The sequence below is a fragment of the Paraburkholderia sp. GAS206C genome, from assembly GCF_050435645.1.
Classification (GTDB): domain Bacteria; phylum Pseudomonadota; class Gammaproteobacteria; order Burkholderiales; family Burkholderiaceae; genus Paraburkholderia; species Paraburkholderia phenazinium_B.
Window position 1 is genome coordinate 667,224 of sequence record NZ_JBNDKR010000001.1, and the last position, 13,461, is coordinate 680,684.

Sequence of the window (13,461 nt, forward strand, 5' to 3'; positions counted from 1 at the left end):
TCATCCGCTCCCACGTTCGCGGCGTTAGCCAGTTGGACGTACCCATAAAGGCCGCTTTCGACTTCGGGCCTGACAAAATGAAACCTTCGGAGCAGCCGATAATGACAACAACCTTCCACCGCCTGCGCGCGACCGCGCTCACGGTCTCCGCCGTTCTTGCCATGATTCCGTTCGCGGGCCACGCTCAGGTGCCCTCGCCCACGGCGCCCGCTGCTTCGGCTGCCGGTGACCCACCTGACCGCATCGCACGTTTGAATTACTTCGCCGGCACCGTGACGCTGGAACCCGCCGGCCTGACCGACTGGTCCTATGCCGTACTGAACCGGCCGCTGACGACCGGCGACCAGTTGTGGGCCGACGCCAACGCGCGCGCGGAACTGCATGCCGGTTCGACGGCGCTGCGGCTCGATCAGCAAACCGCGCTCGACATCGTCAACCTGAATGACACGATCACGCAGTTGAAGGTCACGCAAGGCACGCTGTCCGCTCACGTGCGCGCATTGCCGGGCGGTCAGAACTTCGAGATCGACACGCCGAACGTGGCGCTTGTCGCCACCGCGCCAGGCCTGTTCCGCGTCGACGTTGCAGCCGACGGCAGTTCGACCACCGTCACGGTGCGTGCAGGCACCGCCACGGTGTACGGTGATGGAGGCTCGTTCCAGGTGAACGCGGGCCAGCAGATCCAGTTTGTCGGCACCAACCTGCAACAGCAGGCAGGCGGCGCCGTGCCGGCACCCGATGCGTTCGACCAGTGGGTCGCCAGCCGCGATCGCGCGGAAGACAACTCGGTCTCCGCACGCTACGTCTCACGCGAAATCCCCGGCTATGAAGACCTCGACGCCAACGGTACGTGGCGTAGCGACCCGACCTACGGCGAAGTGTGGGTACCGACTGTAGCTGTCTCGGCCGGCTGGGCTCCGTATCACGAAGGTCACTGGGCGTGGATCGCACCGTGGGGCTGGACGTGGGTGGACGACGCGCCGTGGGGCTTCGCGCCTTTCCACTATGGACGCTGGGCCTATGTCGGCCACGCGTGGGCATGGGTGCCGGGTCCGGTGGTCGTGAGCCAGCCGCCGGTGTATGCACCGGCGCTGGTGGCCTTCGTCGGCGGCGGTGGTGGTGGCGGCGGCGCGCATTGGGGTGTCGACCTGGCGATTGGCGGAGCAGTAGGCGCCGGCGTGGCGTGGTTTGCACTCGGGCCGGGAGAGCCGTGGCATCCGGCGTATCACTACAGCCCGACGTACTACAACCGCATCAACAACGTGAACATCACCAATGTTCACAACACGACGATCATCAACAACATCCACAACACGTACATCAACCAGAACGCACCGGGCGCCATTACGGCGGTACCGGCAAATGCGTTCGTACGCGGCGAGGCGGTTGCGCAGGCAGCGCGTCCGTTCAATGCGCAGAATCTGGCCCATGCGCAGATCGGTGCCGGCGCGCCGGCTATCGCGCCGGTTCAGCAGAGCTTTGCCGGCGCGCTGCGCCCGGCTCACGTGGGTGCACCGGCAGCGCTCGCGCAGCGTCAGGTGGTTGCGACCCGCGCACCGGTCGTGCCGGCCGCTTACCACGACACGTTAGCCCAACGCTTTGCCGCGGGCGGCGGCAAGGTGGCGGGGGCCGGCGCACCGGTGGTACGCACTGCAGCGCCTGCTGCCTTCACTGCCGTGGCACATCCGGGCGCGCCGGGTACAGCAGCGCCTCGTGGAGGCTTCCAGGTGATCAACCGGGCACAGGTTCATCCAGTCGGTCCGCAAGGCGCTCCTGGGCACGGCAATGAGGCGCAAGCGGGTCATGCTCCGAATGCAGCGGCTCCGGGTGCAGCAGCACCGAATGCCGCCGCTCCGAAGCCGCAAGCCAGGGAGCAGTTGCATCCGAACGCAGCTCAGGAGAACGGCGTACCGCGTCCGCAAGGCGAAGCTCCGCACGCACAGCCGGAAGAACGTAACGCGCGCCCTGCCGAAGCCGGCGCCGCGGCACCGCATGCACCGGAAGCCGGGCATGCCCAGCCGGAAGCCCAGCATGCGCAGCCCGAGCCACAGCGTCCTGCCGAAGCCGCCGCCGGCCAGCAGCCACAGCATGCTCAGGAAGCCGCACCCAGGCCGCATGAAGCGCAACCGGCCCAGGCGCCACACGCGAACCCGCATCCGGCCGAGCCTCATGCCAATCCGCACCCGGCAGCGCCGCATCCGGAACCGCACCCGGAGCAACATGCACAGCCGCATCCGGCTCCAGAGCAGCACAAGCCGGAAGGTGAGCATAAAGACGAGCATCCGCACTAAGCTCGTTGCGGCTGCCCGTTCTGCGGGCAGCCGCCGTCAAGGCGTCATCACCCCGGACGCAGCGATCGCGCCGTGGCCACCAGATTGATCGGACTCACACGAATGATCCCGCCACGCGGGCTGTCGATGTCCGCGATCAGCGCGAACGATGTCGCGACCACCAGCGGCAATACCAGCAGCAGCGTCAGGCCCACTTTGGCCGAGCGTGCGCCATAACCGACCAGCAGGTTGCAGCACACCGCGATCGCCACCATGAGCCCCCACGCGGCGATCGGAATGCGATTCCACCACGCGGCCTGCGTGTACCCCTGCGAGTTCAGCACATCGTTCATGCCGGCGACAGCCAGCGCAGTGACGGGCGTCGGCTGCGCCCCAGCAGCGTCGCGCACTGCGGCCCACAAACCCGACTGCAGTTGCGCAGTGGCCGTGTTGATCTGTTCGAGCTCCTGCACATCGCGTGTCGTGTAAAACAGCACGCGTTGTTCGAGGTAGTGACCCAATAGCGTTCTCACCTGCTGCGCATCCGCAGCGGGCAGCAAATCCGCACGCACGAATTCCGTGCCGATTGCGTTGGCTTCTTCTTCCTCATAGTTCTTGCGCTGATCGTATCGCCCCACTGCCATGGAAAAACTGAAGCCGATCATGAGCGCAAGCAGCGTGAGCGTCGCGGCCTGAACGACGTTGAAGTCTTCGCGCGACTCTGCAGTGAGGGCCTTCACACGCCTGAGCAGACTCGCCCCAATCCACGCCGACAAGGACATCGCCACCAGCGTCGACACAAACACCACCGCCGGATAGTCCATTGCATTACGCATACGCTCCCCCGGATTGCGAATCTCGAACGAGGCTTAAGAGCCTGTCTTCAGATAATATCGGCCATCGGCCGCGACATTCGGACCGAAGCCGCATGCGGCCACTGCACCGTGCGTCGCGATGTCGAGCGTCTCAGGCGCGGTCAGCCTGAACTCGAGCAGGCATTTATCCCCGTGGCCGTCATACGCGCCAAGATTGCCCGCTTTCGCAGTGGCCTCGATCGTGGCGCCGACCGGCTCTTCCGAGACGACCACTCGCGCAATGGCGCCAAAAAACCGCACGTTTGCCACGACGGTTCCAGTGTTGACCACCGGCTGACCTTCATTGCTGACGCTTGGATAGACGAACCGTGCCTCGAGCCGATACACGCCGTGACGCCCTTTCACCGGGGCGAGTGTGACGGTGCTCCATGCGCCCAGGCTCAGATAACGTGCGAAGCTCACCCCGGACGCGGGCAGACCCTGCACCACCTGCTTGTCTGCGATACCGGACAGACGTTGCTGCGCCACCTCGACGACGCGGCTTAGCATCGGATCGTCGGGCGCGTCCTTGCCGCGACTTGCGGCAGTGCGATAGTACGCACGGGCATTCGAAAACGCGCCCAGCCCCGCCTGCACATCGCCCTCGTGGATCAAGGCCATCGTGGCGCGTGCATGCGCCGAATTGAGGGCCTTCGGCGAGTTCTCTTCTTCGGCCTGCAAGGTGGCCGCATCGGCCAGCATCGATTCCATGTCGACCAGCGTCTGCGCATCTTTGATGCGTCCCGCATCTAGCGCTGCAACACCGAGCGCCGCGCATGAGGCGTTGGTGCGGCACTGCACGTCCTTGCCGGCGAGCACGTAGCGACGGTACGCCTCGGCGCGCGAGCCGGTATCGAACGCCTGGGCGGCAGCGAACGACGGCACTAGCACAGCGATAGCAGCAAAGACGAGAGGTTTTCCGAGCATGAGTGGAAGTGAGGGCAATTACGTACTCGATAAGGAGCGTCCTGCATGAACTTTTGCATGAACGCGCCCGCTACGCGAATGTGCTTTCACAGGTTCAGGTGCTACCAGTGATGCTGACAGAAAATCGACGAATGTGCGAACTCGCGCCGAAAGTTGTTGACGGGGTGAACAGGCCGCATCGGTATCGGCACCCGGCTCGTTAGCTTCCATACGCCATAGCCATCATCGCCCTGGCGGATACCGATGCAATTGTGCTGGGCGACATGCGTGCTGATCGCCGCGCTAGACAGGCCCTGTTCGCGCGCCCACTCTCACCCATCACCCGCATCCGCGCCAAACTTCTTCCGATACGCTCCAGGACTCGTCAAAGCGATGCGCCGGAAATGCCGGCGCAGCGATTCCTCCGAGCCAAAACCGGCCATCTGTGCAACGCGGGCCATCGGCAATGGGGTTTGCGCCTCCAGCAGTTCGCGCGCGATCGCCACACGTTCACGCACCAGCCACTCGTAGGGGGCCATCCCGGTGGCATCATGAAACTGACGCTGCAACGTTCGCGGACTCATCGCCGCTTGCCCGGCAAGCGAGCTCAATGTATGCGGCAATGCCGGGTTCGCCCTGATCCAGTCCATCAATCTGGCGACACGACCGCCCTCGTCCTGAGGCATCGGTCGCGGGACGAACTGCGCCTGGCCGCCCTCACGATGCGGCGGCACGACGAGTCGCTGCGCCACCCGGTTCGCGATCGCGCTACCGTGGTCGCGCCGCACCAGATGCAGCAGCATGTCGAGCCCCGCGGCCGATCCGGCCGAAGTCATCACCTGCCCTTCGTCGACGTACAGCGCGTCTGTCTGTACACGCAGTTGCGGATAGCGTTGCTGCAGCTTGTCCGCGTAGCGCCAGTGAGTGGTGACGGTTTTGCCGTCGAGCACCCCCGCTGCCGCAAGAACGAAAACCCCGGAGCAGATCGAGCAAAGCCGTGCGCCTCGCCGGTAGGCTGCACGAATTTTGGCCAGCAGGGGCGCGGGCGGCAATTCGTCGGCATCGCGCCAGCCCGGCACAACAATCGTCGCGGCGCGATCGAGCAGCCGCAGCGAGTACGGCGCCGTAACAGTAATACCGCCTGCCGCGCGCAGCGGTCCTGGCTCGACTGCGCATACAGCGAAGCGATACCACTCCCGCTCGAGCTCCGGACGCTCGAGTGCGAACAGTTCGGTAACGCAGCCGAATTCGAAGGTACAGAGCCGGTCGTAAACCAGCGCGGCGACGAGATGATCTTGCATGGCGTGATGTTACCGTAGATTGACGATCACGCCACTTCTCCGCTGACTCGCCATCCGCAACAATGAAGGCTCATCCACCGCTAACAGGAGTTCCTTCATGTCGCCCGCTGACAGCCTCGACCCAGTAACCGCCATCGCCGCAGCCGACAGCGCTGCCGCCCTCGCCCATTTCCAGGCATCGCTTCGCTTCGAAACCGACTGCTCGGATGTGTTTGCCGCGTGCGCCACAGGGAAACCCGCTTTCGTGCTGCTCGACGTGCGCAGTCCAGCGTTATATTTACAGGCACATATCGCTGGTGCGATCAATCTTCCGCACGGAAAAATCGTCGCCTCGAAGCTCGTGGATTACCCTGACGACACGCTATTCGTCACCTATTGTGCCGGGCCCCACTGCAACGGCGCCACGCGCGGCGCTATCCGTCTCGCCCAGCTGGGGCGGCCGGTCAAAGTGATGATCGGTGGTGTGACCGGTTGGCTCGACGAAGGCTTCGAACTGATGTCAGGGAATGCTTAGGAAATACCTCTTCAAAACTCTCCCAAACCCTGAAAATCTATTAAAAAAATCCTCACAATAAATTAAACAAATCCTGCCAGCGGTCGATAACCAGTTGAGCTGTTCCCCCCTATTCGGCTGGACTAAACATGCCTGGCACATACAACTTCTGGCTGGTAGGCGCCTCGTTCGTCGTAGCGACCCTCGCGTCCTACACCGCACTCGACCTCACCGGCCGCATTTCTCTGCTCGCCTCGTCACGCCTGCGGCATGCATGGCTCGCCGGCGGCGCGGGAGCAATGGGCGTCGGCATCTGGTCGATGCACTTCATCGCCATGCTGGCGCTGTCGCTGCCCATTCCGCTCGGCTACGATTTCCCGCTGACCGCACTCTCGCTCGCCATCGCCGTGGGCGTGTCGTATCTGGCGCTGCTCTCCACGACGCGTGCGCAGCTGACGCTCACGCACCTCGCGACCGGCAGCGTGCTGCTGGGTCTCGGCATTGCGGGCATGCACTACACCGGCATGACGGCAATGCGCATGCAACCCGGCATCGACTATCAGCCGGTCTGGTTCTGCGCATCGATTGCGATCGGGATCGGCGCCTCGATGGCCGCGTTGCTGATCGCGCGCCGGCTGCGCAACGACGACGAGCGCAACGTCACGCGCTGGCGTGTCGGCGCGGCGCTGGTCATGGCCGTCGCCATCAGCGGTATGCACTATGCCGGCATGGAAGCGGCGCACTTTCCTGTAGGCGCCATCTGCGGTGCCGCCAAAGGCGTGAATACCGAATGGCTCGCGACAGCCGTGATCCTGTTCACCTTCGCAATCCTGATCGTTACGCTGATGCTGTCCCGCTTCGACGCCCGCACCACCTTCCTCGCCAGCGCCGTAACCAACCTGAACGGACAGATCGTGCGCCTCGCCACGCTCGACACGCTGACCGGACTGCCGAACCGCACCACGCTCACAGAACGGATCCAGTCGGCCATCGAACTGGCAGGCCGCCGCCACAATGTCTTCGCAGTCCTGTTCATGGATCTGGACGGCTTCAAGACCATCAACGACTCGCTCGGCCATTCCGTCGGCGACCAGGTGCTGGCCGCCTTTGCGCAGCGCCTGCAAGCCTGCGTGCGCGCCACCGACACCGTGGCGCGGCTGGGCGGCGACGAATTCGTGGTGCTCGCGGAAAATCTGGTGGCGCGCCAGGACGCCCGTCTGATCGCAGAGAGCGTCCTCGAACGCATGCGCGAAGGCGTGTGGAACGACAACGAGCCGCTGCAGGTCATGCCGAGTATCGGGATCGCGCTGTTCCCGCAGGACGGCGACACCGTCGAGACCCTGCTCAAGCACGCGGACGCGGCCATGTACGAGGCCAAGCGCGCGGGCCGCAGCACGTGGCGCTTCTTCGAAACGAGCATGAACGAAGCGGTGACGCGTACGCTGCAAATCCAGAACGCATTGCACGAAGCACTCAGCACCGGCCTTTTCACGCTGAATTTCCAGCCTAAATTCCGTGGCGACAGCAACGAGCTGGCAGGCGCCGAAGCGCTGATCCGCCTCAACCATCCGGTGCTTGGCACGCTGCCGCCGCTGGAATTCATTCCGATTGCCGAACGCTCCGGCCAGATCGTGCAGATCGGCTACTGGGTGGTGCGTGAAACCTGCCGGCAAATCCGCCGCTGGATCGACGAAGGCCTGCCGTCGATGAAGGTGGCGATCAACCTGTCGCCGCGTCAGCTCTCGCAGCCGAATCTGGTCAGCACCGTGCTGGACATCGTCAAGAGCGAGCACGTGGCCTGCGACCAGATCATGTTCGAGATCACTGAAACCGTGGCCATGCAGGACGCCCCAAAAACAATCGAGATGATCCGCGAGTTTCAGGAATGCGGCTTCGAAATCGCCATCGACGATTTTGGCACCGGCTACTCGAGCCTCGCCTATCTGCAGCGCTTTCGCGTCAAGCAACTGAAGATCGATCGCTTCTTCACCAACGGTCTCGACGATCAAGGTCCGGAAGGCGCGGCGATCGTCTCCGCGATCATCGCGCTCGCCCACTCGCTCGATATGGATGTGGTCGCCGAAGGCGTCGAAACGTCGTCGCAACTCGGCAAGCTCAAAGCCATGATGTGTGACGAAATGCAGGGCTTTCTGCTCGGCAGGCCGCTGGCGGCGGACGCCTTCAGCGACCTGCTCAAGGAGCGGATGGCGGAGCTTTCATGAAATTCGACGTAGCAACGTTCAATTCGATTTGCCTGATGACGTTCTTGTGCAGCGGCATCGTTTCAATTGCGCTCTCGCGCATCTTCGAACGTGTTGCGGCATTCCGCTTCTGGTCGGCCGCATTTTTCCTGATGAGTGCGGCGGCTGCATGTTTCGGACTGCATCTGATCTGGAATACCAGTGCGCTGCTGGTCGCAACGGCCACCTTTAGCCTGCAGTCGCGGATCCTCATATGGGTGGGCACACGCGCACTGTTCGGCGCTACCACGTCGCTTCGCGTTGCTTTAGCGGTGACTGCGGCGTTCTGCGTGCTGTTTTCTCTCGCCCATCTGCTGCACGCGCCGATCGTCGTTCGCGCTTCGCTGCTGACGTTGTTCTTCTTGCCGTGCCGCGCGCTGACACTCTATGAGGTCTGCCGCAGACGCCGTCCGGACCTCGGACCGGCACGCATGATGGTGGCGATCGCGAGCGTGATCGCGTGCCTCAACGCGGTCGTGCCGCTCACGCTGGTACTGCTGAACCGGGCCAATGCGTCGCTGATACTGGGCAATCCGCAATCTACATCGGCGGTGTACGCGGTCGTGTTTGCCGGCGATCTGCTGCTGGTCATCGGCCTGATCATGCTGGCCTTGCAGCAGGTGCTTGCCGAACAGCGCATGCTCGCTAATCTCGACAAGGGTGCCGCACAGCGGCCCGGTCTGCTCAATCCGGCGCTGCGCCCCGAGGGGCCGAATTTGTCCGGGTCGGCTGCGCTGCCGGATTAGGCCTGGCCCTTGCTTCAGGTCTTGAGGCCTGATTTGATCTGAGCTGATTTCCCATAGGCCGATACACTGCGCCCCGCGGCTCAGATGAGGTGAGGCTCCGTTTCGTTCATCTCGCGGCCGAGCACCGTAGGAGGCACCAGCGCCGGGTCGCGCCGCGTCAGCTTGCCATCTACGGAAGCGCCGCAATCCATGCGCAACTGCTGGTAATGAATGTTGCCCGTGACGTGCGCGTTAGGTTGCAGCTCGACAAAGTGATCGGCGATTACGTCGCCGACAATCTTGCCGTTCACCACCACGTCGTAACCATGCACGTTGCCCTCGATCGACCCGCGATCGCTCAGCACGAGCAACGTCTGCGTGCCCGCCTTACCGTTGACATTGCCACGCACGTGGCCGTCCATACGCAGTCCTTCACTAAATTCGAGGTCGCCGGTAATGCACACGTCGTGAGCGATCAGGGTGGCGAGCTTGGTGTGCTGAATGCTCGTGGGTTTCTTCTTGCTAAACATAGGTCATCTCTAACGGGGAATGGAAACGTTCGTCGCGCTGCGTGGCCGGGCGACGGGCCGGCTTGATTGGCCAATGGCCTGGTTGGTGGGCACGTCGCCGCCGGCCGCTCAGCGGCGCTTCTGCCCTTGGCCGCGCAGAAACAGCAATTCGGTATTCAGGCGGCTGGCTTCGGCAGCTGACGCGTCAGCGGTCTTTTGCACGTTGGCGCGAGCCGTGGACTCCTGTGCGAGCGCGAGGCGCGTGCGCTCCAGTTCTGCCTGCACTGCGTCCGGCGAAACCGGCACGCTTGCACACCCTGCCGGCACCGCGGCGTGCTGCGAGTCACGCCACCGCATTGCCGTAGCGCCCACAGCAATACCGCACGCAAGCACGCCGGCCCAGATCGCCACGCGAACGGCGCGCGAGCGCACCGGCTGCAGCGTATAGGCACGCTGCGTGAGACTGCCAGCGGCGCGGGCCGAACGAAGATCAACCATGGGACGTGGCGCCGAACAGCGCAAGGTAGGCGGTCGGATCAACCGGGGCGCCGTTCACCAGTACTTCGAAGTGCAGATGCGGCCCGGTGGAGCGGCCAGTGGTACCGATGTCCGCGACGTGCTGGCGCGGCAGCACCAGATCGCCTTCGTGGACGAGGATGCGCGACGCGTGACCGTAGCGCGTGATGAGACCGTTGCCGTGATCGATCTCCACTGCATTGCCGTAGCCGCCCTTCGGACCGGCATAGACCACGCGACCACCGGCCGCGGCAAGAATCGGCGTACCGCTCGGTGCGACCAGATCGACGCCAGGATGAAAACTGAGCTTATGCGTAAACGGATCGATGCGGTTGCCGAACGGCGAACCGAAGCGCGCGCCATCGGCCGGCATGCGGCCAGGAAACGCGCTGAAGGCGACCTCGTGCACGTCCGTCTCATGCTCGAGCGCGGAAAGCGTCGCACGCATGCAATCGAGCTGCTGCTGGGTCGAAGCCGCATCGCCACGCGAAGGCCGCGTAGCGATTTCGACGCAGCGCCGCGGCGGCAGCGACGGGCCGCCTTCGCCGTCCGCATCCGAGGTGTCCTGATCCGCAGGATTAGCCGGCGCGCGCGGCGGTGCTTTCGGTGTGTTCAGGCGGGACTCGAAATCGCGCAGCGCGCCGACCTGCGTCGTCAGGCGCTCGAGCCGCGGCTCGAGCTGCGCCATCGAGGCATTGAGCTTGCCGAGTTGATCGATCGCATAGTCGTGTTCGACGCGGCCTATCGCCGGCGCGCCCTGGCCCGTTGCATCGTGAGACGGTAAATGGATGCCGATCGCCACCCCTGCGGCGAGCGACAGAACGGAAGCGCCTGCGACCGCCGCAATCGCAATGCCAAGGGCCGCGCGCCGCGTAACGAAGCGGACCTCCCCGCTACTCAGCCGGCTACCGGCACCGAGAATGGAGGACATCAACGGCTCTCCGCCGGCGGCGCGCATTGCCACGCGGACTCGCAAGAGCGCTGACAAGCGCGGCGCGCAGACAGGACGGAGACAACAACGACAGCGAAGAGGCTAACCGGCATGCAGCATGAGTCGGACGACGACCGACGTGGGATGAAAGACAAGGGCGCAAATTATCCCCTCTCATCGTCCAGCATCATCTCAAATTCGGATGCCTCAGCAATCACGCAAGCTTGCGCTCACGCATCGACCAGTTGCCGCAATCGCTCGCGCAGTGCTTCCGTGGCCCGTGTCATCGGCGCGCGCAGTTCGTCGCGGATCAGTCCCTGGGCCGCCAGCGCTGCCTTCACCGGACCAGGATTGGGCTCCGAACACAGTGCCCCGATCAACGGTGCGAGCGTGTGGAAAATCGCCCGGCCATCTTCGAGACGGCCCTCCGTTAACGCACGGTACAACGCCACAAAACGCTCGGGATGCACATGCGCCGAAGCGGCAATCGCGCCGCTGCCACCAAGGCAAAGCGTAGTGAACAGATTCATGTCGTCGCCAGCAAGCACCTGCAGGCGGCCGTCGAGAATCAGCGCGAGCGTCGTGTCGAGCGAACCGGCGCAGTCCTTCACCGCCCGAATCCGCGGATGCGCGGCCAGCGTCAACAGCGTCGCAAGTTCGAGACGCACGCCAGTGCGATACGGAATGTCATAGAGGACCACCGGCTTGCCGCTGAGATCGGCCAGACCGGTGAAATGTTCGATCAGCCCGGCCTGCGAAGGCCGGATGTAGTACGGCGCCGAGATCAGCACGCCCGCGACCGGCAGATCGTTCAACTGTGCGATGCGCGCGCGCAGACTCGCGGTGTGATTGCCGGCCACGCCGGCCAGCACCGGCAGCGCGCGGGCTTCCGCAAGGATGGTCGCCAGCACCGCATCCTGCTCGGCGGTTTCGAGCGCTGCCGGCTCGCCGGTGGTACCGAGCGCAACCAGCCCTGCTACGCCTGCCTCTGCATAGAAACGCACCAGGCGCCGCAGCGCGGCGTGATCGACAGCGCCGCCGGCGAACGGCGTAATGACAGGAACCCAGATACCCGAAAAGATAGACATGACTTAACCTCGAACGCGACCGTATCGATTCCGTTCAGCGTGGCGAGGGGGTCAAAAGCGGGGAAATAAAACGCAGGCCCTGGTGACTGTTCCGTCGCACATCTGACGGAACAGCAGGCTCCGGTCAGATGAGCAGCTGTTTTTTGGCTTTGGCGCTAGCGGCCGCGCAGGCAGACGCCACGCTCGCGAGCGCGAGGCGGGTTGCGGTTGAGCGGAGCATGTGGCCAGTTTCCATGCCCCGCAGTGTAACACTGGAACCAAAATTCCTTGACTTCTCATGCCGTCGTTCTAATATACGCACCGCGTACATCAACCCAACCCAAAGGTGACCGGCATGAGCGTCCCGCAACAAGCCTTCCTCCGCGACGCCATGCGCCGCATGAACATGACCCGCGACACCTTCGCGAGCCGCATCGGCGTGTCTCGCCGGGCCTTGGACACGTGGCTGCTGCCGGACGATTCGCAGGAATCGCGGGCCATGCCGGAGATCGTCGAGCGTTTCGTGTCGGAAATCGTCGTGCACGGCGAACCGGGTGAAAGCTATACGCAAAGCGTAGACTCCCAATCGCTCGCCAGCCAGATGCTGTTCGAAGGCAAGCCGCAACTGCTATCGGTCGATCAGTTCTCGCGCGACTCGGTCGAGGCCCTCTTCCGGGTCGCGGACATCATGCAGCCCATCGCCCGGCGCCGCAAAATCTCCCGCGTGCTGGAAGGCGCGGTACTAGGCAATCTGTTCTTCGAAGCCAGCACCCGCACGCGCGTGAGTTTCGGCGCGGCGTTCTGCCGGCTCGGCGGTTCCGTCTGTGACACCACGGGTTTTACGTTCTCGTCGATGGCCAAGGGCGAGTCGATCTACGACACGAGCCGCGTAATGAGCGGCTACGTCGACGCGTTGGTGATCCGCCATCCGGAGCAAGGCTCGGTGGCCGAATTCGCGCGAGCCACCAACGTGCCGGTGATCAACGGCGGCGACGGCCCCGGCGAGCATCCGAGCCAGGCCCTGCTCGACCTGTACACGATCCAGCGCGAGTTCTCGCGCCTGGGCAAGATTGTCGACGGCTCGCACATCGCGCTCGTCGGCGACCTCAAATACGGGCGCACTGTGCATTCGCTCGTCAAGCTGCTGGCGCTGTATCGCGGCATCAAGTTCACGCTGATCTCGCCGCCATCGCTGGAAATGCCGAGCTATATCGTCGAACAGATCTCGCGCAACGATCACGTGATCGAGCAGACCCACGACCTGAACGCGGGCCTGCGCGGCGCCGACGTCGTGTACGCCACGCGCATCCAGAAAGAGCGTTTCGCCGACGAATCGTTCGAAGGCTACACGCCGGACTTCCAGATCAATCAGGCGCTGGTGGACAGCGTGTGCGGGCTCGATACGCTGATCATGCATCCGCTGCCGCGCGACAGCCGCCCTGGCGCGAACGACCTGAGCACCGATCTGAACCACGATTCGCGTCTGGCGATTTTCCGCCAGACCGACAACGGCATTCCGGTCCGGATGGCGATTTTCGCGGTGCTGCTGGGCGTTGAAAAGCTCGTGCAGCACTCGATGCGCGACGCCGCATGGCGTCCGCCGGTGTATCTCGGCCCGGACGATGCGGTGTTTCACGGCATCGATTGAT

12 protein-coding genes are annotated in these 13,461 nt (G+C 64.0%); 5 read left to right on the top strand and 7 right to left on the bottom strand.

Features of this window, described 5'->3' with window-relative positions; genetic code table 11:
- Positions 1-101 precede the first annotated feature (101 nt).
- Positions 102-2,291, top strand: a complete 2,190-nt coding sequence (locus P3T20_RS03105) for a DUF6600 domain-containing protein (protein WP_429286013.1) — start codon at positions 102-104, stop codon at positions 2,289-2,291.
- Between the two features lie 47 nt (positions 2,292-2,338).
- Here the strand turns inward: P3T20_RS03105 and P3T20_RS03110 are convergent, their stop codons facing one another.
- The 3 genes from P3T20_RS03110 to ftrA form a co-directional block, all read right to left on the bottom strand.
- On the bottom strand, positions 2,339-3,106 hold the full coding sequence (locus tag P3T20_RS03110; RefSeq protein WP_429286014.1) for a hypothetical protein: 768 nt from the start codon (positions 3,104-3,106) through the stop codon (positions 2,339-2,341).
- 33 nt (positions 3,107-3,139) lie between these two features.
- Positions 3,140-4,051 carry a hypothetical protein gene (locus tag P3T20_RS03115; protein WP_429286015.1) on the bottom strand — a complete coding sequence of 304 codons (912 nt, stop codon included), beginning with the start codon at positions 4,049-4,051 and terminating at the stop codon, positions 3,140-3,142.
- A gap of 311 nt (positions 4,052-4,362) precedes the next feature.
- On the bottom strand, positions 4,363-5,331 hold the full coding sequence (gene ftrA / locus P3T20_RS03120) for a transcriptional regulator FtrA (protein ID WP_429286016.1): 969 nt from the start codon (positions 5,329-5,331) through the stop codon (positions 4,363-4,365).
- A 97-nt stretch (positions 5,332-5,428) separates the two neighbouring features.
- On the opposite strand from ftrA, the gene P3T20_RS03125 reads away from it, so the two are divergent.
- The 3 genes from P3T20_RS03125 to P3T20_RS03135 all read left to right on the top strand — a co-directional run bounded on the left by P3T20_RS03125 (position 5,429) and on the right by P3T20_RS03135 (position 8,810).
- Positions 5,429-5,845: a rhodanese-like domain-containing protein gene (locus tag P3T20_RS03125; RefSeq protein WP_074269182.1), complete on the top strand. Its 417-nt coding sequence runs from the start codon at positions 5,429-5,431 to the stop codon at positions 5,843-5,845.
- Positions 5,846-5,973: 128 nt separating this feature from the next.
- Positions 5,974-8,046 carry a putative bifunctional diguanylate cyclase/phosphodiesterase gene (locus tag P3T20_RS03130; protein ID WP_429286017.1) on the top strand — a complete coding sequence of 691 codons (2,073 nt, stop codon included), beginning with the start codon at positions 5,974-5,976 and terminating at the stop codon, positions 8,044-8,046.
- The gene (locus P3T20_RS03135) at positions 8,043-8,810 is read left to right on the top strand and encodes a hypothetical protein (protein WP_429286018.1); all 768 of its coding nucleotides are present in this window, start codon (positions 8,043-8,045) and stop codon (positions 8,808-8,810) included. The genes P3T20_RS03130 and P3T20_RS03135 overlap by 4 nt, the downstream gene beginning before the upstream one ends.
- Positions 8,811-8,890: 80 nt before the next feature.
- Here the strand turns inward: P3T20_RS03135 and P3T20_RS03140 are convergent, their stop codons facing one another.
- The 4 genes from P3T20_RS03140 to dapA all read right to left on the bottom strand — a co-directional run bounded on the left by P3T20_RS03140 (position 8,891) and on the right by dapA (position 11,833).
- Positions 8,891-9,319, bottom strand: coding sequence for a bactofilin family protein (locus P3T20_RS03140; RefSeq protein WP_429286019.1), 429 nt, complete (start codon positions 9,317-9,319; stop codon positions 8,891-8,893).
- Between the two features lie 108 nt (positions 9,320-9,427).
- Complete coding sequence (locus tag P3T20_RS03145) at positions 9,428-9,796, bottom strand: hypothetical protein (protein WP_429286020.1); 369 nt, start codon at positions 9,794-9,796, stop codon at positions 9,428-9,430.
- Positions 9,789-10,745 (bottom strand): M23 family metallopeptidase, encoded by a 957-nt coding sequence (locus tag P3T20_RS03150; RefSeq protein WP_429286021.1) that lies wholly within the window; start codon positions 10,743-10,745, stop codon positions 9,789-9,791. The genes P3T20_RS03145 and P3T20_RS03150 overlap by 8 nt, the downstream gene beginning before the upstream one ends.
- Positions 10,746-10,975: 230 nt before the next feature.
- Positions 10,976-11,833, bottom strand: a complete 858-nt coding sequence (gene dapA / locus P3T20_RS03155) for a 4-hydroxy-tetrahydrodipicolinate synthase (RefSeq protein WP_429286022.1) — start codon at positions 11,831-11,833, stop codon at positions 10,976-10,978.
- A 334-nt stretch (positions 11,834-12,167) separates the two neighbouring features.
- Between dapA and P3T20_RS03160 the strand changes: the two genes are divergently transcribed.
- Positions 12,168-13,460, top strand: coding sequence for an aspartate carbamoyltransferase (locus tag P3T20_RS03160; protein WP_429286023.1), 1,293 nt, complete (start codon positions 12,168-12,170; stop codon positions 13,458-13,460).
- Position 13,461: the final 1 nt, after the last annotated feature.